The sequence below is a fragment of the Nocardioides iriomotensis genome (assembly GCF_004168035.1).
Classification (GTDB): domain Bacteria; phylum Actinomycetota; class Actinomycetes; order Propionibacteriales; family Nocardioidaceae; genus Nocardioides_B; species Nocardioides_B iriomotensis.
This window is the reverse complement of the sequence record NZ_SDPU01000035.1, coordinates 182,285-201,182: the sequence shown is the minus strand read 5'-3', so window position 1 is coordinate 201,182 and position 18,898 is coordinate 182,285. Positions and strand designations below refer to the sequence as shown.

Sequence of the window (18,898 nt, the reverse complement as noted above, 5' to 3'; positions counted from 1 at the left end):
TACCGGGGCCGGAGCGGGAGGGGAAAAAGCGACGGCCGCTGGCGTCTCGGGTCACCAGCGGCCGTGCAAGAGATATTCAACCCCGCGCCCGTCGCACTGTCACAGGAAAACCGCGAAATCGAGGATTTCTTTACCTGGCGCTCGGGATCGCGGCGGCACCCTGTCCTGGTTGCCCGGATTCGCGGGGTCAGGAGGCCAGGTCGGTGAGCACCCGGACCTGCTCCGCGAGGTCGCGGGCCTCCGGCATCTCGTTGTGCACCACCCACCGCACGACGCCGTCGGGGTCGACGATGAACGTGGACCGGTCGGCCGCCCCGGTCGCCTCGTTGAAGACGCCGTACGCCGACGCCACGGCGCCGTGCGGCCAGAAGTCCGACAGCAGCGGGAACTCCAGCCCGTCACGCTCCGCGAACGCCCGCAGCGAGAACATCATGTCGCAGGAGACCGCGAGCAGCTGGACGTCGTCGGACTGCCACTGCGGCAGCGAGTCGCGCACCGCGCACAGCTCGCCCGTGCACACGCGGCTGAACGCGAACGGGTAGAACATCACGACCACGGTCTTGTCCCCGCGGAACGTCGACAGCCTGACCGGCTGGCCGTTCTGGTCGCGCAGCTCGAAGTCGGGGGCCTCGTCGCCGGCCTCGATGCCCATCCGCGTCGCTCCTCGGTGGTCTGCTGGTCGGGTCAGTCGCGCTCGGCGAGCTCGCGCTTGAGCACCTTGCCGGTCGCGTTGCGCGGCAGCTCGTCGACCACGACAATCTCGCGCGGCACCTTGTAGCGCGCGAGGTTGTCCTTCACGTGGGCCTTGAGGGTGTCCTCGTCGACCTGCTGCGAGAGTACGACGAAGGCCCTCAGGCGCTTGCCGAACTCGGGGTCGTCCACCCCGATCGCGGCGGCCTCGACGACGGCGTCGTGGCGCGCGAGGCAGTCCTCGACCTCTTGGGGGAAGACGTTCTCGCCGCCGGACACGATCATCTCGTCGTCGCGCCCCTCGACGAAGAGCCGGCCCTCCTCGTCGAACCGGCCGACGTCGCCGGTGGCCATCAGCCCGTCCTGCATGTCCTTGCTGCCACCGCCGGTGTAGCCCTCGAAGAGCAGGGTGTTCCCGACGAAGATCCGGCCGGGCTCGCCCGGTGGGACCTCCCGGCCCTCGTCGTCGTAGATCTTCACGACCGTCGCCCACGGCGCCTTGCCGGCGCTGCCCGGTGCCCGGCGCAGGTCGTCGGGCGTCGCGACGGTGGCGTAGGCGACCTCGGTGGAGCCGTAGATGTTGTAGAGGGTGTCGCCGTACTGGTCCATCCAGGTGATGCCCAGGTCGCCCGGCAGTGCCGAGCCGGAGGCGGCGACGACCTTCACCCGCGACAGGTCGTGCTTGTCGAGCTCGTCCTGCGGGAGCTGGAGGATGCGCTGGAGCATCACCGGGATGACCACCAGCGAGTCGCAGCCCTCGTCCTCGACGGTCGACAGGCACGAGGCCGGGTCGAACTTCCGGCGCAGCACGATCGTCGAGCCGAGCAGCATCGCCAGCGCCCAGTGCGCCCAGCCCCAGGTGTGGAACAGCGGGGCGGCGATGTGGGTGCGCCAGCCCTGCCGCAGCGGGAGCCGCGACAGCAGCGCGACGGCGGAGTCGATGCCGGCCTCGGAGCGGGGCGCGCCCTTCGGCGTACCCGTGGTGCCCGACGTCAGGATGATGATCCGGCTGGGCGTCTCCGGTGCGCGGTGGTCGGCGGTGTCGCCGGCGGCGATCTGCTGCTCGAGCGTCGGGGTGTCGCCGACCTCGGTCTCGTCGTCGACCCAGGCGAGCACCCGGTCGACGCCCTCGGCCCTGGCGAGCATGCCGGTGAACTCCTGGTCGTGCACGACCAGTGCGGGCGACTCGCGCTCGAGCACGTCGACGAGCTGGGGGCCGGCGAACGCGGTGTTGAGGTAGACGAGGTCGGCCCCGACCTTGGCCGCCGCGATGCTCGCGTCGACGAAGCCGCGGTGGTTGCGGCACATGATCGCGACGCCGTCGCCGGCCTCGACGCCGAGGCCCTTCCAGGTCGCGGCGAGGGCGTTGCTCCGCTCGTGCAGCTCGCGGAAGGTGAGCTCACCGAGCTCGTCGACGAGACCGGTGCGGTCGGGCTCACGCAGGGCGAGCGCGGTGAAGCCGCCGGCGGGGCCGGTGCCCCACTCCAGAAGGGTGCGGGCCATCCGGGCGAGGACGACGGGTGAGTAGGGGCGGACGATGCCGGTGCCGAGCAGCACCCGGAGCATCGTCGGGTACTTGCCCACCTGCTGGAGCGTCTGCTGCACGGCTCGCACGAGCCACCTTCCTGCCGAGGGATCCGGTCGTACCCGGTCCAACGACGAACGTAGCCCCGGGTTACCGGCGCTCCGCGGGAGGGGTCAGCGACCCTTGGGGGCGACCAGCCGGCTGGCGGTCCAGTCCTTGCTGACGCCCGCGGTCGTGGTGTTGGCCAGGCCGGCGATCTCGGCGGCCTCGGCGATGTCGGCCGGGTCGACGGACCCGGGCCGCCCCACCTTGGGGGTCAGCAGCCAGACCACGCCGCCCCCGACGAGGTCGGTGAGGGAGTCCATCAGGCCGTCGACGAGGTCGCCGTCGTCGTCGCGCCACCAGAACACCACGGACTCGACCACGTTGCCGTAGTCGCCGTCGACCATGTCGGCGTCGATCGCGTCCTCGATGGCCACACGGAGCTCGTCGTCGACGTCCTCGTCCCAACCGAGCTCCTGGACGACCATGCCCTTCGACAGGCCGAGCTTCTGGCCGGCTCCCGGCGTCGTCTGGGTGGCACCGTCCTGCCCACCCGGGGTCGCGCTCACGTGTATCTCTCCGATCGTCCTGCGTCTGACGAGGTCACTGCCTGCGCGTAGTCCACCGGAACTCCCCCCGGGAAGCAAGATCCGCGCGTCGTACGACCTGCGTGTCACGGTACCCAGCCGGTTGCGGCACCACGCGCAGCCCCGCGGCGGAGGCGCCCTCCGATCGCTACTGGGCGGTAGATACCACCTCCCCGGCAGGCGTGACACGATTGCGGTTGGCGTCCGGTCGGAGCCGCCGGCGAACCCGGGGCTCGGGCCCGACATCGATCCAGACGCAGACGACGAGTTCGACACGAGCGCGAGAGCAGAGGAACCCATGGCTTCAGGCTCTGACCAGTCCGCCGGCCAGGGCGGCCACAACCGCCCCTCCGTCATCCACGAGGGCCTGCCCACGCAGCTGCCCGACATCGACCCGGACGAGACGAACGAGTGGCTGGACTCGTTCGACGCCATGATCGGTGACCGCGGCCGCGACCGCGCCCGCTACGTCATGCTGCGCCTCCTCGAGCGCGCGCGTGAGCAGAGCGTCGGCGTGCCGGCCCTCCGGTCCACCGACTACATCAACACGATCCCGCCGGAGCGGGAGCCGTGGTTCCCCGGCGACGAGGACATCGAGCGCCGGATCCGCGCGTTCATCCGCTGGAACGCCGCGGTGATGGTCTCGACGGCCAACCGCAAGGGCCTCGAGGTCGGCGGCCACATCGCCACCTACCAGTCGTCGGCCTCGCTCTACGAGGTCGGCTTCAACCACTTCTTCCGCGGCAAGGACCACCCGGGCGGCGGCGACCAGATCTACATCCAGGGTCACGCGTCCCCGGGCATCTACGCCCGCGCCTTCCTCGAGGGCCGGCTCGACGAGAAGCAGCTCGCGCACTTCCGCCAGGAGGTCCAGCACGGCGTGCACGCCGGGCTGTCGTCGTACCCGCACCCGCGGCTGATGCCGGACTTCTGGGAGTTCCCGACCGTGTCGATGGGCCTGACCGCCCTCGGCGCGATCTACCAGGCGCGGTTCAACCGCTACCTGCAGAACCGCGGCATCAAGGACACCAGCGACCAGCGCGTGTGGGCGTTCCTCGGCGACGGCGAGATGGGCGAGCCCGAGTCGCTCGGCGCGATCGGCCTGGCCGCGCGCGAGGAGCTCGACAACCTGGTCTTCGTCGTCAACTGCAACCTGCAGCAGCTCGACGGCCCGGTGCGCGGCAACGGCAAGATCATCCAGGAGCTGGAGTCCCAGTTCCGCGGCGCCGGCTGGAACGTCATCAAGGTCGTCTGGGGCCGCGAGTGGGACGGCCTGCTCGCCCGCGACGTCGACGGCGTCCTGGTCAACCGGATGAACAGCACCCCCGACGGCCAGTTCCAGACCTACTCCGTCGAGGACGGCGGCTACATCCGCGACCACTTCTTCGGTGCGGACCCGCGGCTGCGCAAGATGGTCGAGCACATGACGGACGTGCAGATCGAGAAGCTGCCGCGCGGCGGCCACGACTACCGCAAGGTGTACGCCGCGTTCGAGGCGGCCACCAAGCAGAGCGGCCAGCCGACCGTCATCCTGGCCAAGACCATCAAGGGTTGGACGATCGACGCCCTGGAGGGCAAGAACGCCACCCACCAGATGAAGAAGCTGACCAAGGACGACCTCAAGAAGTTCCGCGACCGGCTCTACCTGCCGATCAGCGACAAGGACATCGACGAGAGCGACGTCGCGCCGTTCTTCCACCCCGGCGCCGACTCCCCCGAGATCGAGTACATGCTCGAGCGCCGCAAGCAGCTCGGCGGCTCGCTGCCCAAGCGGGTCGACCGCTCGACGCTGCTCAAGCTCCCGGGCGACGAGGTCTACAAGGAGCTCAAGCAGGGCTCGGGCAAGCAGTCCGTCGCGACCACGATGGCGCTGGTCCGGCTGATGCGCGACCTGATGCGGGACAAGGAGATCGGCCAGCGGATCGTGCCGATCGCGCCCGACGAGTTCCGCACGTTCGGCATGGACTCGATGTTCCCGACGGCGAAGATCTACCAGCCGGCCGGGCAGACCTACGAGTCGGTCGACCGCAAGCTCCTGCTGACCTACAAGGAGTCCGCGCAGGGCCAGCTCCTGCACGAGGGCATCTCCGAGGCCGGCGCGATGGCGTCGGCGACGGCCGCCGGCTCGACGTACAGCACGCACGGCGAGCACATGATCCCGTTCTACATCTTCTACTCGATGTTCGGGTTCCAGCGGACCGGCGACTCGATCTGGGCGATGGCCGACCAGCTGTCGCGCGGCTTCCTGATCGGCGCCACGGCCGGTCGCACCACGCTGACCGGTGAGGGTCTGCAGCACGCCGACGGCCACTCGCCGCTGCTCGCGGCGACCAACCCGGCGGTCGTGCACTACGACCCGGCGATGGCCTACGAGGTCGCGCACATCGTGCAGGACGGCCTGCGCCGGATGTACGGCGAGTCGGAGGCCCACCCGCAGGGCGAGAACGTCATCTTCTACATGACGGTCTACAACGAGCCGATCGCGCAGCCGGCCGAGCCGGAGAACCTCGACGTCGAGGGTCTGCTCAAGGGCATCTACCACGTGGCCACGCCGCCGGAGCTGCCCGAGAGCGCGCGCGACGGTGCCCCACGGGTGCAGCTGCTCGCCTCGGGCGTCGGCTTCCCGTGGATCACCGAGGCGGCGCGGCTGCTCGCCGAGGACTGGGGCGTCGCGGCCGACACCTGGTCGGTCACGTCGTGGAACGAGCTGGCCCGCGACGGTGTCGAGACCGAGCGGTGGAACCTCAACCACCCGGGCGAGTCGCCACGGACGCCGTACATCACGGACAAGCTGAAGGAGGCGGAGGGCCCGATCGTCGCGGTCAGCGACTACATGCGCGCCGTCCCGAACCAGATGGCGAAGTGGGTCCCGACCGACTACCACGTGCTCGGCACCGACGGCTTCGGCTTCGCCGACACCCGCCCGGCCGCGCGGCGCTACTTCCAGGTCGACGCCCAGTCGGTCGTCGTCCAGGCGCTGGCCGCCCTCGCCGCCCGCGGCGAGGTCAAGCCGGAGACCGTTCAGGAGGCGTTCGCGAAGTACCGCATCGACGACCCGACCGCGGTGTCGGGCGTGAAGCAGGAGGGCGGCGACGCGTAGGCGTCGCTGACCCGACCAACGGGTCACGAACGACGAGCGGCACGGCGTGTCGCGCGTCGTTCGTGACCCGTTTCTCGTTCCGTCGGCCTTGGCGGCCAGGCCGTCAGGCGATCTCCTCCGCGGCGAGGCGGCTGACCTCGGCGGGCAGCGGGGTCTGCTTGCCGGCCTTGAGCAGGGCGCGCCAGCGGCCGCGGTGGTACGTCGCCGGCTGGGTGGTGCGGATGAAGTCGCTCACGATCTTCACGAACCGCTGCGGGTGGTCCTTGTGCGGGAAGTGGCCGGCGTTCGCGATCACCTCGACGGTCGCGCCGGGGGCCATCTCGGCGGCGAGGCCGGCGTGCCGGACGGGGATCACCTTGTCGTCGGTGCCCCAGATGACGCACATCGGCATCGCCTCGGTGAGGTACGCGCGGTCGGCCATCGTCACGACCTGGCCGCGCCAGTCGACCAGGGCGCTCACGACCTGCCGGATCGCGGAGCGGGCCTTGGCGTCCTTGAACGAGTCGACGATCGTCGCGACCTCGTCGAGGTCGCGGGCGGCGGAGAGGCCGGAGGCGGCGAGCGTGCGCAGCCAGCCGGTCGTCACGTGCCGCACCCCGGGGAGCGTCACGAGGCCCATCGCCGCGTTGAAGCCGGGCAGCGAGATCGCGCGGATCGCCGGGGTGACGTCGGGACCCATGCCGCCGGGGGCGACCAGGATCATCCGCTCGGTGCGCTCGGGGAACTGGTACGCGAACTGCATCGCGACACCGCCGCCCAGGCTGTGCCCGACGACGGTGACCCGGTCGATGCCGAGCACCGTGAGCAGGTCGCGCATGCCGTTGGCGTAGCCGCCGACGCTGTAGTCGCCGCGCGGCTTGTCGCTCAGGCCGTGGCCGAGCAGGTCGGGCGCGATTACCGTGTAGCGCCGGGCCAGGGTCTGGATCACCGGCGCCCAGGTGGTGTGGTCGCAGCCCAGGCCGTGCAGCAGGAGCAGCGCCGGCCCCTGGCCTTCCTTCACGAACGCTCGCCGGTGCCCGTGGATGGTGAGGTACTGAACCTCCGGGGCCTTGACCATGGGGCTCCTTGCACGTTGATGCACGGTGAACCGAGCGTGACTGTAGCGAGAACGAGTTCTCGATGTGTGCCCCGTTTGCACTTCGTTACACGGAATCACACACAATCCGTCCGTTCGGGCACCCGTTTCCCCTCCGGCGTGTCCCACTAGGCTCCCCACATGGGTAGGAAGGAGCAGGACCGGGCCGACGAGGTCGCCCGGCGGCTCCAGGCGTCCTTGGGAACGCTCACCACCGCGGCGCTGGCCCGGATGGACCGCGACATGCCCTGGTTCCGGCAGCTCTCGGCCGAGGACCGGTCCTGGATCGGGATGATCGTGCAGGCGGGCATCAACGCCTTCGTCACCTGGTTCAAGGAGCCGGAGGGCCGCACGCCGATCACCGCCGAGGTGTTCGGCGCCGCGCCGCGCGCGCTCACCGGCGTTGTGAGCCTTCACCAAACGGTCGAGATGGTGCGTTTGACCATCGAGGTCGTCGAGGAGAACGTCGGTACGGCGGTCGGCGACGACGACGAGGAGGCGGCGCGGACGGTCCGCGAGGCGGTCGTGCGCTACGCCCGCGAGGTCGCCTTCGCCACCGCCGAGGTCTACGCGCGCGCCGCCGAGATGCGCGGCGCCTGGGACGCCCGGCTCGAGGCCCTGGTCGTCGACTCGGTGCTGCGCGCGGAGGCCGACGAGACCACCCGGTCCCGGGCGAGCGCCCTGGGCTGGGAGTCGCGCGGCGACGTCGCCGTGGTGCTGGGCCGCGCGCCCGACCCCGACCAGTCCGCCAGCGCCCGCGAGTCGCTCTTCGACGAGGTGCGCCGGTCGGCCCGTCACGTGGGCCTCGTCGCCCTGTGCGCGGTGCAGAGCGACCGGCTCGTCGTCGTCCTCGGCGGAGTGGACAATCCCGACAAAGCAGGCGCGAGTGTCGCTCAACACTTCGGCGAGGGCCCGGTCGTCGTCGGACCGGTCGTCGCCGACCTGGTCAGTGCGCACGTCTCCGCCCGGGCCGCGGTGGCCGGCCTGCGCGCGGCCCCCGGCTGGCCCGAGGCGCCCCGGCCGGTGACCAGCGACGACCTGCTCCCCGAGCGCGCCCTGTCCGGCGACGGCCACGCCCGGCGTCAGCTCGTCCAGGAGGTCTACCGCCCGCTCGTGGAGGCGGGTGCGCCGATGCTCGAAACGGTCGCGGCGTTCCTCGACCACGGCGGTTCGATCGAGGGCACCGCGCGCGCGATGTTCGTGCACGCCAACACGGTTCGCTACCGGCTCCGCCGGGCCGGCGAGATCACCGGCATGGCGGTGAGTGATCCGCGTCACGCCTACACCTACCGGGTTGCGCTGACCCTCGGCCGGCTCGCCGCCCCGGAGGCCAGTCCTCCCGAGACTTTGTAGGGTTCCTACAAGACACGGCGGTCGAACTTCGTGCGCATCCAAGGCGCGATCCCGGCCCGCGGCCCGGCAGCATGGACCTGTGCTCGTCATCGTCGCCCCCGGACAAGGGGCCCAGACTCCCGGTTTCCTGACTCCCTGGCTGGAGAACCCGACCTTCGCCGAGCGTCTCGGCTGGCTCTCCGCCGTCGCCGGCATGGACCTGGTGCACTACGGCACCGAGGCCGACGCCGACACGATCCGCGACACCGCCGTGGCCCAGCCGCTGCTGGTCGCCTCCGGCCTGCTGGCCGCGCTGGAGCTGTTCCCGCACCCGGCCGACGCGTTCGGCAAGATCGGGGCGGTCGCCGGGCACAGCGTCGGTGAGCTCACCGCCGCCGCCGGCGCCCGCGCGATCACCGCCGAGTCGGCGATGGTGCTGGTCCGCGAGCGCGGCAGGGCGATGGCCGCGGCGGCCGCGCAGACCCCGACGAGCATGACCGCCGTGCTCGGCGGCGACCGCGACGAGGTGCTCGCCAAGCTCGAGCAGCACGGCCTCACCCCCGCCAACGACAACGGCCCCGGCCAGATCGTCGCCGCCGGCACGGCCGAGGAGCTCGCGGCCCTCGCCGACGACGCCCCGGCCAAGGCCCGGCTGGTCCCCCTGTCGGTGGCCGGCGCCTTCCACACCCGGCACATGGCTCCCGCGGTCGACGTGCTCGGCCGGCTCGCCCGGTCGGTGTCCACCCACGATGCGCGCATCCCGATCATCAGCAACCGCGACGGGCAGGTCGTCCACGACGGCCGCGACGCGCTCAAGCGCATCGTCACCCAGGTCAGCAACCCGGTCCGCTGGGACCTCTGCATGGAGACCATGCTCGACCTCGGCGTCACCGGCATCCTCGAGATGCCGCCCGCGGGCACCCTGACCGGCATCGCGAAGCGCGCCCTGAAGGGCGTCGAGACCTTCGCCCTGAAGACCCCCGACCAGCTCGACGACGCGCGTGCGTTCATCGAGAAGCACGGTGTCGCGCCGTCCGCCATGGACACCGCCCCGACCTGGCGGATGCTGGTTGCACCGGCCAAGGGCACCTTCAAGCGCGGGGTCGACGCCGAGGAGGGCGACGCCATCCCCGCCGACGCCACGATCGGCTCCGTCGCCAGCCTGCGCGACGAGACCCCGGTCACCGCGCCCCACGGCGGCACCGTCGTCGAGTGGCTCGTCGAGGACGGCGACCTGGTCTCCCCCGGCCAGCCGCTGATCCGCCTCCACCCCGAGGGAGTCCCGTCATGACCAAGCTCCAGGACGTCGAGGGCGCCCGGCACGCCACCATCCTCGGTGTCGGCTCCTACCGTCCCTCGCGGCTGATCCCCAACGCCGAGCTCGTCGAGGCCATCGACTCCTCCGACGAGTGGATCCAGCAGCGCTCCGGGATCAAGACCCGTCGCTGGGCCACCCCCGAGGAGACCGTCACGCTGATGTCGGTCGAGTCCTCGAAGATCGCCATGGAGCGCGCCGGGATCGAGCCGGCCCAGATCGACGGCGTCGTCGTCGCCACCGTCTCGCACATGCTGCAGACCCCGGCCGTCGCCACGATGATCGCCCACGAGCTCGGCCTCAACCGGCCGGTCGCGTTCGACATCTCGGCCGCGTGCGCCGGCTTCTGCCACGGCATCGCGCTCGCCTCCGACATGGTCAAGGCCGGCAGCGCGCAGCACGTCCTGGTGATCGGCGTGGAGCGCCTCTCCGACCTGACCGACGTCGGCGACCGCGGTACGGCGTTCATCTTCGCCGACGGGGCCGGTGCCGCCGTCGTGGGACCGAGCGACGAGCCGGGCATCGGCCCGGTGGTCTGGGGCTCCGACGGCGAGCAGTTCGACCTGATCCGGCAGAAGGAGGACTGGCGCGACGTCCTCGAGCAGGACAACCCCTCCATGCCGCACCTGGTCATGCAGGGCAACCCGGTCTTCCGCTGGGCGTCCTTCGAGATGGCCAAGATCGCGCAGCAGACCCTCGACCGGACCGGCATCACCGTCGACGACCTCGACGTGTTCGTGCCGCACCAGGCCAACATGCGGATCATCGACGCCATGGCGCGGACCATGAAGCTGCCCGACACGGTGAAGATCGCGCGCGACATCGCCGACCAGGGCAACACGTCCGCCGCGTCCATCCCGCTCGCCCTCGACCGGATGCTCGAGGAGGGCGACGCCAAGAGCGGCGACACCGCCCTGCTCATCGCGTTCGGCGCCGGCCTCGCGTACGCCGCGCAGGTCGTCACGGTTCCCTGATCCAGCCCCGGGTCAGCCCACCGCACCACCGCAACACACCGCAACCACCCACCGAGAAGGAGAGCCACCCGATGGCCACCACCGAGGAAATCCGCGCCGACCTTGCCGAGATCGTCGAGGAGGTCGCCGGAGTCGACGCCGCCCAGGTGCAGCTCGACAAGTCGTTCGTCGACGACCTGGACGTCGACTCGCTGTCGATGGTCGAGGTCGTCGTCGCGGCCGAGGAGAAGTTCGACGTGAAGATCCCCGACGACGAGGTCAAGAACCTCAAGACCGTCGGCGACGCGGTCGCGTTCATCGAGCGCGCCCAGGGCTGACCTCCGACATACCGATGTCGGTAGTCGGAGGGTGACCCAGGGGTCACGCAAGGACTACCGATGTCGGTATGACGCCGGCCCTCCCCCACCACATCCTGAGGAGCACAATCCATGAAGCGCGTCGTCGTGACCGGCCTCGGCACCACCTCGCCGCTCGGCGGTGACGTGGCGTCCACCTGGGCCGCCATGCTCGCCGGTGAGTCCGGCGTCAAGCTGATGCCCTACGACTGGGCCGAGACCATCCCGGTCAAGATCGCCGGTGTCGCCGCGGTCGAGCCCACCGAGGTGCTCGAGCGCGTCAAGGCCCGCCGCCTCGACCGGTCCACCCAGTTCGCCATGGTCGCGGCCATGGAGGCCTGGAAGGACGCGGGCCTCGACCAGGCTCCGCCCGACCCCGAGCGCCTCGGCGTCGCGCTGCCCTCGGGCATCGGTGGCGTGCAGACGCTCCTCAGCAACTACGACGCGCTCAAGGAGAAGGGCTACCGCCGCGTCTCCCCGCTCGCCGTACCCATGCTGATGCCGAACGCCCCGGCCGCCAACGTCGGCCTCCTCGTCAACGCCAAGGGCCCGGTGCAGAGCCCGGTCTCGGCCTGCGCCTCCGGCAACGAGGGCGTCGCGCTCGGCGTCGACCAGATCCGGCTCGGCCGCGCCGACGTCGTGGTCGTCGGCGGCACCGAGGCCGCGATCCACCCGCTGCCGATGGCGGCGTTCGGCCAGATGATGGCGCTGTCGAAGAAGGAGGGCGACCCGGCCGCGGTCTCGCGTCCGTGGGACGTCGACCGCGACGGCTTCGTGCTCGGTGAGGGCGCGGCCGTGCTCATCATCGAGTCCGAGGAGCACGCCAAGGCTCGCGGCGCGAAGATCTACGCCGAGGTGCGGGGCGCCGGCCTCACCGACGACTCCCACGACATCGCGCAGCCCGACCCCGAGGGTCGTGGCGGCGCCCGGGCGATGGCGCGCGCGCTGATCGAGGGCGACCTGTCCGCCTCGGACATCAAGCACATCAACGCCCACGCGACCTCGACCCCGCAGGGCGACGTCGCCGAGGGCCTGATGATCCACGCGACGCTCGGCAAGGCCGCGTCCGGGGTCGTCGTCACCTCGACGAAGTCCATGACCGGTCACCTGCTCGGTGGCGCCGGGGCGCTGGAGTCGCTGGCCACCGTGCTCGCGGTCCACCACCGGGTGGTCCCGCCGACGATCAACCTCGACCGGCAGGACCCCGCCGTCGACCTCGACATCGCCACCAAGCCGCGCGACCTGCCGGCCGGCGACTTCGCGGCGATGAACAACTCCTTCGGCTTCGGCGGCTCCAACGTCGCCGTCGCCTTCGCGACCGTCTGACCGACGCTGCTCGACCCCGACCGTCCGCGAGACCCACACCGAGAGGCCACCGCATGACGCAGGCGCCCGCCGCTGCCAAGCCCGCCAAGCTCCCCCGCGGGGAGGACCCGCGCAACCCGAACCACCGGCTCGCCGCGTTCTTCGACGAGGGCACGCTGGAGCTGATCACCGAGGACGACGGCAGCGGCATGCTCGCGGCGGTCGGCAAGGTGGCCGGCACCCACGTGGTCGCGTTCTGCTCGGACGCGACGGTCATGGGCGGCGCGATGGGCGAGGTCGGCTGCAAGGCGGTCGTGCACGCCTACGAGCGCGCGCTGGCCGACCGGGCGCCGATCGTGGGCCTCTGGCACTCCGGTGGCGCCCGGCTCGCGGAGGGCGTGCTGTCGCTGCACGCCGTCGGTGAGATCTTCCACGCGATGACACAGGCGTCCGGCAAGGTGCCGCAGATCTCGGTCGTGCTGGGGCCGGCCGCGGGTGGTGCGGCGTACGGGCCGGCGCTGACCGACATCGTCATCCTCGGGCCCGAGGGCCGGATCTTCGTGACCGGTCCCGACGTGGTCCGCTCGGTGACCGGCGAGGACGTCGACATGCTGCGCCTCGGCGGGCCGGAGCCGCACGGCCGCCGGTCCGGCGTGGTGCACATCCTCACCGAGTCGGAGGCCGAGGCGCTCGAGCGCGCCCGCGGCGTCGCCTCGCTCCTGGGCGCCCAGGGCACCCTCGACGTCAAGCACGTCGAGGACGTCGACCTGTCGCAGATGCTGCCGGAGTCGAAGAAGCGGGCGTACGACGTGCACCCGCTCGTCGAGGCGATCCTCGACGAGGGCACCGCCCAGGAGGTGCACGCCCGCTGGGCGCCCAACATCGTCACCGCGCTGGGCCGGTTCGGCGGCCGCACGGTCGGCGTCATCGCCAACAACCCGCTCCGGCTCGGCGGCTGCCTCGACTCGCTCTCGGCCGAGAAGGCGTCCCGCTTCGTGCGGATGTGCGACGCGTTCGGTGTGCCGCTGATCGTCGTGGTCGACGTGCCCGGCTACCTGCCCGGTGTCGGGCAGGAGTGGGACGGCGTGGTCCGGCGCGGCGCGAAGCTCCTGCACGCCTTCGGCGAGGCGGTCGTGCCGCGGGTGACACTGGTGACCCGCAAGACGTACGGCGGCGCCTACATCGCGATGAACTCCCGGTCGCTCGGCGCCACGAAGGTGTTCGCCTGGCCGGGCGCGGAGGTGGCCGTGATGGGCGCCGTGGCGGCGATCCGGATCCTGCACCGGCGCAAGCTCCTCGAGGTGGCGCCGGACATCCGGCCCCAGGTCGAGGCCGAGCTGGCGGCCGAGCACGAGCGGATCGCGGGCGGCGTCGACAAGGCCGTGGAGATCGGCGTGGTCGACGAGGTGGTCGACCCGACCGTCACCCGCACCGCCCTGGCGAAGGCCATCGCCGACGCCGGGATCGTGCAGCGCGGCGTGCACGGCAACATCCCGCTGTAGCACGCCTCGTCGCGCTTCTGGTTACTCGTTGGTAAAACCCCTCCCTGCGGACTCGTCCGAGGCTTAGAGTCACGCTTACGGGGAGGGAGAGCCGATGAGGCGCACGCTCGCGAGCTGGGTGGCCGGCCGAGGCACGGTGGGCACGCACGTGCCGACGCAGCGTCGCGACCAGGCTCCCGCCGAGGCCCACGCCGAGGGTGCCGGGCTGCCGGAGGGCATCCGGCCACGCACGGCGCGTGACCTGCCCGCCTGCGCCCGCCTGCTGCGGGTGGTGGCCAACGAGCACCAGTACCCCGCGCGCTGGCCGGACGCGCCGCGCTCGTGGCTGGCGGGGCCGGACGTCCTCGACGCCTGGGTGTGCGAGGTGCAGGGCGAGGTCCTCGGCCACGTCGCGGTCGCGACGGTGCCGCGCAACGGCATCTCCCGGGTGCGCTGGCAGGAGATCACCGGCCAGGAGACGACCGAGCTGGCCCGGATCAGCCGGCTGTTCGTGCGTCAGAAGGTGCGGCGGCGCGGGATCGCGACCGACCTGCTCGACGTGGCGGTCGACGACGTACGTCGACGCGGCCTCGTGCCGGTCACCGACGTGGTGAGCACCAGCGTCGACGGGATGGCGTTCCTGGAGAAGCGGGGCTGGCGGCTCCTGGCGGTGGACCCGTGGGGGTCGGCGACCGAGCGGCACCACGTGCACTTCTACGCGGCGCCGCCCCGGTCGGCGAAGGACTGAGCCGGAGCCTCAGCCTTCCGTCTTGATCGCGGAGATCTCGAGCTCGAGCGTCACCTTCTCCGAGACGAGCACGCCGCCGGTCTCGAGCGGGGCGTTCCACTCGATGCCCCAGTCCTTGCGGTTCACCGTCAGGCTGCCCTCGAACCCGACCCGGGTGTTGCCGAACGGGTCCTTGGCCGTGCCGGTGAACTCGAACGGGATGGACACCTGCTTGGTGGTGCCCTTGATCGTCAGGTCGCCCTCGACCTCGTAGGTCTCGTCCGACTGCCGGGTCACCCCGGTCGAGCGGAACGTGATCTGGGGGTGGTTCGGCGCGTCGAAGAAGTCGTTGGACCGCAGGTGCCCGTCGCGCTGCTCGTTGTGCGTGTCGATGCTCTGCACCGTGATGGTCGCCTCGACCGTGGACCTGGCCGGGTCCTCGAAGTCGATGTGGGCCCGTCCCTCGAACTCGTTGAACTGGCCGCGCACCTTGGTGATCATCGCGTGCCGAGCCACGAAGCCGAGTCGGGAGTGCGTCCCGTCGACGACGTACTCACCGGTCAGGGATCCGAGCTGTTGGGTCGTCATGTGCTCTCCTCACTGGCATTGGTTGACGCTTCATCGATACCCGGCCGCGGCCGCGGCAATCCCCCGTCCGCGGCCCGTCTCACGTTGTGACCGGCCGTCTCAGGCCAGGTGCGCGCGGAGGAACGCCGTGGTCCTTCGCATCGACAGCGGCCAGTCCGCGACGAACGCGTGCGGCTCCCCCGGGTAGGTGTGCATCCGCACGTCGACCCCGGCCGCCCGCATCGCGCGCGTGGTGGCGCGGCTCCAGCGGATCGGGCAGCTCTCGTCGGCGGTGCCGTGGTGGATCAGGACGGGCTCGGTGACCCGGTCGAAGTACGTACGAGGGCTCACCTCGCGCCAGAACCGCGGCGCCTCCCGCAGGTCGCCGTACCGCCGGAGGACGAAGTCCGACAGCGCGCTGCGCCCGGGGTCGTCGCGGATCCAACGGTCGAAGTTGTCGATCGTCCGCGAGCTGACCGGCGCGAAGACGACCGCGGCGTCGACCAGGCCGGGCTGCGCGGCGATCACGTTGTAGACGACTCCCCCGCCCATCGAGCGTCCGAGCAGGCCGATCCGGTCGTCGTCGACACGGACCTGCTTCGTCCGCCGCAGCGCGTGCACGGCGTTGATCGTGTCGACGGTGTAGCCGAGGCGCATCCGCCGCTCGGCGCTGGGGTCCTTCCCGCTCTGCGCGTGGTTGCGGTAGTCGGTGTGCAGCACGACGTACCCGGCCCGGGCGAGCCAGTCCTGCTCGCGCATCAGGCCCTGGCCGTTCACGTAGAGCGCGGGGTCGATGTAGCCGTGGGCCAGCACCAGCGCCGGGTGGGGTCCGCGGCCGCGCGGGACGTTGAGGATGCCGGAGATCCGCCGGCCGTCGCTGCGGTAGCTGACGAAGTAGCGCGTGTAGGCCTCGGTCTCCGCGAGCACGGCGCCGGTGCGCAGGGCGCCGCCGTCGTACTGCCGGTCGAACAGCGCCGGCAGCGAGACCGGCCGCGGTCTCGGGGACGCAGCGACCTCCGGCTCCCCAGGCTGCACGGGTTCGGGCGCGGCCGACGAGGTCGCGGGGGCGCGGGGCCCCTCACGCTCCGCGGCGGGCCGGTCGGGGGACGTGCAGGCGGTCAGGGCCAGCGCGAGGGCGAGGCCTCCGGCGCCGGCGAGGACGCCGGTACGGCGGTGCACGCCACCAGTCTGCCGGGAGCGGGGAAACCGCTCAGCGGTCCGGAAGGGTGTCCAGCTCGGCGCGCAGGCGGGCGTTGTCGTCCTGCAGGTCGAGCACGAGCGCGATGCCGGCGAGGTTCAGCCCGTCGTCGAGCAGCTCGAGGATCCGGCGGACCCGGTCGAGGTCAGCCTCGCTGTAGCGGCGCGTGCCGCCATGGGTGCGGGTGGGCGTCACCAGCCCGTGCGCTTCGTAGGCCCGCAGGTTCTGCATCCCGGCGCCGGTGAGCTCGGCGGCCACGGAGATGGCGTAGACGGCCCTCGTGTGGAGCGGCTGCACGACTCACCTCCGGTCCGGCCTGTTTCGGTCTTGCGCGAAGAGGGTACCAGCGCTATATAAAACCTATAGCCACCACCATAGATGTGGCCAGCCTTCGAGTCGAGAGGAGACCGACCCCATGTCCACGATGCTGATGCGCACCGACCCGTTCCGCGAGTTCGACCGCCTGGCCCAGCAGCTGCTCGGCACCGGCACGACGTCCCGCCCGGCCGTCATGCCGATGGACGCGTGGCGCGAGGGCGATGTCTTCCGGCTCGAGTTCGACCTGCCCGGGATCGCGGCCGACACCCTCGACATCGACGTCGAGCGGAACGTGCTGACCATCCGCGCCGAGCGGCCCGCCCGCAACGGCGACTGGGAGCCGTTGGCGGCCGAGCGACCCACCGGGCTCTTCAGCCGGCAGCTGGTCCTCGGCGACAACATCGACCTCGACCGGTTGGAGGCGCACTACGAGGACGGCGTGCTGCGGCTGACCGTGCCGGTCGCCGAACGCGCCAAGCCGCGCAAGATCGAGGTGACCCGCAGCAACCGCGACGAGCGGGCGCTGTCGTCCTGAGGGTCCGGTGCCGGGACCCGCTCCATGCGGGTCCCGGCCCCGCCCGTGCCCGAGCGAGAGGAGGAGGGCCGTGAGCCGGCACGAGGAGAGTCGTCGTGAGCTGGACGACGTCCGGCGGAAGGTCGACGACCTGCACAGCGCCCTGGAGACCCGGCACACCATCGGCCTGGCCCAGGGGCTGCTGATGGCCCGCTACGACCTCACCACCGAGCAGGCCTTCGAGTACCTCCGCCGCAGCTCCCAGGACGGCAACGTCAAGCTGTGGCGGCTGGCCGACCGCGTCGTCGGCGACTGGCACGCGGTCGGTTGCCGCATGGACGACTTCCACCCCGCGCTCGACGACGGCGAGTCCGCCTGAGGCGGGTCGCGTCTGCCTCAGAGGTCGCAGGTGTTCAGGAGGTCGCCGCTCTCGGGACGCGCGTAGTAGCCGTCGGCGGGCGGCCGCGTGCCTCGCTCCACCCAGCGGGTGAGCGCGGTGAACGCCGTCCGCGCGCACGGCAGCAGCGGCCGCAGCCGGTCGGGGTACGTCGGGTACAAGCCGTCCACGTGGGTGCCGTCCTCGACGACGTAGTAGCGGTGCCGGGCACCGCGGCCGGCGCGGTCCACGAGGGCGTCGTACGCATCCGATGACGTCGCGGGCGGCAGCAGCGTGTCGAGCGTGCCGTGCACCGTGAGCAGCGGCTTGCCGATCCGGCCGGTGAGCTGCACGGAGCGGACGGCGTCCTTCACCGCCGTGGGCCGGGAGGAGTAGTCGTAGTCCGCGTCGCACGACGGCGTGCTGCCGCTCGGGCAGAAGGGCACGCCGGCGTCGAGCGCGCCGTCCCACTCCGGGTCGAGCTCCTCGCGGTAGATCCGCTGGGTCAGGTCCCAGTAGTAGGAGTAGTGGAACGGCCAGAGGAACTCCGAGCCCGGTGCGAAGCCCGCCGCGATCATGGCGTCGTGCGCCGCCTGGTCCCCCGTGGCGGCGTAGGCCGGATAGTGCTTCAGCGCGGCCGGCAGGTAGGTCAGCAGGTTCGGGCCGTCGGCGCGCAGCAGCGTCCCCTCCCAGTCCAGGCCACCGTCGTACAGGCCCGGCCGGTTCTCGAGCTGCCATCGGGTGAGGTAGCCGCCGTTGCTGATCCCGAACATGTAGGTGCGCCGCGGGCGCTCGCCGTAGTGCTCGGCGACGGCCTTCTTCGTCGCCTTCGTCAGCTGCGTCACCCGGTGGTGCCACTCGCGGATCGAGCCGCCCGGCGCCGACCCGTCCCGGTAGAACGCCGCGCCGGTGTTGCCCTTGTCGGTGGACGCGAACGCGTAGCCCTGCGCGAGCACCCAGTCACCGATGATGAAGTCGTTGGCGTACTGCCGGCGGGTGCCCGGGGCACCGGACACGACGAGCTTGCCGTTCCAGTCGTCGGGCAGTCTCACCACGAACTGGCTGTCGTGGTTCCAGCCGTGGTTGGTGTTGGTCGTCGAGTCGTCCGGGAAGTAGCCGTCGACCTGCACGCCCGGCACGCCCGACGGGTTGGTCGTCCCCGCCGCGTGCAGGCCGGCCCAGTCGTCGGGGTTGGTGTGGCCGCTCGCGACCGTGCCGGCGGTGGTCAGGTCGTCGAGGCAGGCCGTCACCTGCCGCTCCGCCCCGTGTACGGCGGGCGCGGTGCACGCCGGGTCGGCGGCGGCCGGCCACGCGGCGGCGCCGGTGGGCACGACGAGGAGCAGCGGGAGGGCGGCGGCGAGAAGCCGGCGGGAGGTCCGAGACGAGCGCATGCGGCTCATCGTGTCGGTGCTCACCTGACCGGCCTATGTGGCCGCA

Annotated in this window: 18 protein-coding genes; 10 read left to right on the top strand and 8 right to left on the bottom strand. The window is 71.6% G+C overall.

The annotated features are described in order from the left end of the window. Window positions 1-187: 187 nt before the first annotated feature. The 3 genes from ETU37_RS20750 to ETU37_RS20740 all read right to left on the bottom strand — a co-directional run bounded on the left by ETU37_RS20750 (window position 188) and on the right by ETU37_RS20740 (window position 2,826). Window positions 188-652, bottom strand: a complete 465-nt coding sequence (locus ETU37_RS20750; RefSeq protein ID WP_129989252.1) for a peroxiredoxin — start codon at window positions 650-652, stop codon at window positions 188-190. Window positions 653-684: 32 nt separating this feature from the next. Then, window positions 685-2,304: an AMP-binding protein gene (locus tag ETU37_RS20745; RefSeq protein ID WP_240755863.1), complete on the bottom strand. Its 1,620-nt coding sequence runs from the start codon at window positions 2,302-2,304 to the stop codon at window positions 685-687. A gap of 84 nt (window positions 2,305-2,388) precedes the next feature. After that, a complete protein-coding gene (locus ETU37_RS20740; RefSeq protein WP_129989251.1) occupies window positions 2,389-2,826 on the bottom strand; it encodes a DUF3052 domain-containing protein in 438 nt (145 codons plus the stop codon). Window positions 2,827-3,142: 316 nt separating this feature from the next. On the opposite strand from ETU37_RS20740, the gene aceE reads away from it, so the two are divergent. After that, window positions 3,143-5,944 (top strand): pyruvate dehydrogenase (acetyl-transferring), homodimeric type, encoded by a 2,802-nt coding sequence (aceE, locus tag ETU37_RS20735; protein ID WP_129989250.1) that lies wholly within the window; start codon window positions 3,143-3,145, stop codon window positions 5,942-5,944. A gap of 103 nt (window positions 5,945-6,047) precedes the next feature. On the opposite strand, the gene ETU37_RS20730 is transcribed toward aceE, so the two are convergent. Then, window positions 6,048-7,001, bottom strand: coding sequence for an alpha/beta fold hydrolase (locus ETU37_RS20730; RefSeq protein WP_129989249.1), 954 nt, complete (start codon window positions 6,999-7,001; stop codon window positions 6,048-6,050). Between the two features lie 159 nt (window positions 7,002-7,160). Between ETU37_RS20730 and ETU37_RS20725 the strand changes: the two genes are divergently transcribed. From ETU37_RS20725 to ETU37_RS20695, 7 genes are all read left to right on the top strand, one after another. Then, entirely contained in the window at window positions 7,161-8,372 is a 1,212-nt protein-coding gene (locus ETU37_RS20725) for a PucR family transcriptional regulator (RefSeq protein WP_129989248.1), read from the top strand. A gap of 79 nt (window positions 8,373-8,451) precedes the next feature. After that, window positions 8,452-9,642, top strand: coding sequence for an acyltransferase domain-containing protein (locus tag ETU37_RS20720; protein WP_129989247.1), 1,191 nt, complete (start codon window positions 8,452-8,454; stop codon window positions 9,640-9,642). Further along, window positions 9,639-10,640: a beta-ketoacyl-ACP synthase III gene (locus ETU37_RS20715; protein ID WP_129989246.1), complete on the top strand. Its 1,002-nt coding sequence runs from the start codon at window positions 9,639-9,641 to the stop codon at window positions 10,638-10,640. The genes ETU37_RS20720 and ETU37_RS20715 overlap by 4 nt, the downstream gene beginning before the upstream one ends. 71 nt (window positions 10,641-10,711) lie before the next feature. After that, complete coding sequence (locus ETU37_RS20710; protein WP_129989245.1) at window positions 10,712-10,957, top strand: acyl carrier protein; 246 nt, start codon at window positions 10,712-10,714, stop codon at window positions 10,955-10,957. Window positions 10,958-11,068: 111 nt separating this feature from the next. After that, window positions 11,069-12,301, top strand: coding sequence for a beta-ketoacyl-[acyl-carrier-protein] synthase family protein (locus tag ETU37_RS20705; protein WP_129989244.1), 1,233 nt, complete (start codon window positions 11,069-11,071; stop codon window positions 12,299-12,301). 53 nt (window positions 12,302-12,354) lie between these two features. After that, window positions 12,355-13,782 carry an acyl-CoA carboxylase subunit beta gene (locus ETU37_RS20700; protein ID WP_129989243.1) on the top strand — a complete coding sequence of 476 codons (1,428 nt, stop codon included), beginning with the start codon at window positions 12,355-12,357 and terminating at the stop codon, window positions 13,780-13,782. Window positions 13,783-13,876: 94 nt separating this feature from the next. Continuing rightward, on the top strand, window positions 13,877-14,509 hold the full coding sequence (locus tag ETU37_RS20695; protein ID WP_129989242.1) for a GNAT family N-acetyltransferase: 633 nt from the start codon (window positions 13,877-13,879) through the stop codon (window positions 14,507-14,509). Window positions 14,510-14,518: 9 nt separating this feature from the next. On the opposite strand, the gene ETU37_RS20690 is transcribed toward ETU37_RS20695, so the two are convergent. The 3 genes from ETU37_RS20690 to ETU37_RS20680 all read right to left on the bottom strand — a co-directional run bounded on the left by ETU37_RS20690 (window position 14,519) and on the right by ETU37_RS20680 (window position 16,550). Further along, a complete protein-coding gene (locus ETU37_RS20690) occupies window positions 14,519-15,076 on the bottom strand; it encodes a YceI family protein (protein WP_129989241.1) in 558 nt (185 codons plus the stop codon). Window positions 15,077-15,175: 99 nt separating this feature from the next. Then, on the bottom strand, window positions 15,176-16,234 hold the full coding sequence (locus ETU37_RS20685) for an alpha/beta hydrolase family protein (RefSeq protein WP_240755862.1): 1,059 nt from the start codon (window positions 16,232-16,234) through the stop codon (window positions 15,176-15,178). Window positions 16,235-16,265: 31 nt separating this feature from the next. Then, on the bottom strand, window positions 16,266-16,550 hold the full coding sequence (locus ETU37_RS20680) for a MerR family transcriptional regulator (protein ID WP_240755861.1): 285 nt from the start codon (window positions 16,548-16,550) through the stop codon (window positions 16,266-16,268). 118 nt (window positions 16,551-16,668) lie between these two features. Here ETU37_RS20680 and ETU37_RS20675 point away from each other — a divergent pair, with 118 nt between their 5' ends. Both ETU37_RS20675 and ETU37_RS20670 read left to right on the top strand, forming a co-directional pair. After that, window positions 16,669-17,106: an Hsp20/alpha crystallin family protein gene (locus ETU37_RS20675; RefSeq protein WP_476703577.1), complete on the top strand. Its 438-nt coding sequence runs from the start codon at window positions 16,669-16,671 to the stop codon at window positions 17,104-17,106. A 70-nt stretch (window positions 17,107-17,176) separates the two neighbouring features. Further along, window positions 17,177-17,464: an ANTAR domain-containing protein gene (locus tag ETU37_RS20670; protein ID WP_206054092.1), complete on the top strand. Its 288-nt coding sequence runs from the start codon at window positions 17,177-17,179 to the stop codon at window positions 17,462-17,464. 17 nt (window positions 17,465-17,481) lie between these two features. Here ETU37_RS20670 and ETU37_RS20665 read toward each other — a convergent pair whose 3' ends face one another. Then, window positions 17,482-18,852, bottom strand: a complete 1,371-nt coding sequence (locus ETU37_RS20665; protein WP_129989239.1) for a tannase/feruloyl esterase family alpha/beta hydrolase — start codon at window positions 18,850-18,852, stop codon at window positions 17,482-17,484. Window positions 18,853-18,898: the final 46 nt, after the last annotated feature.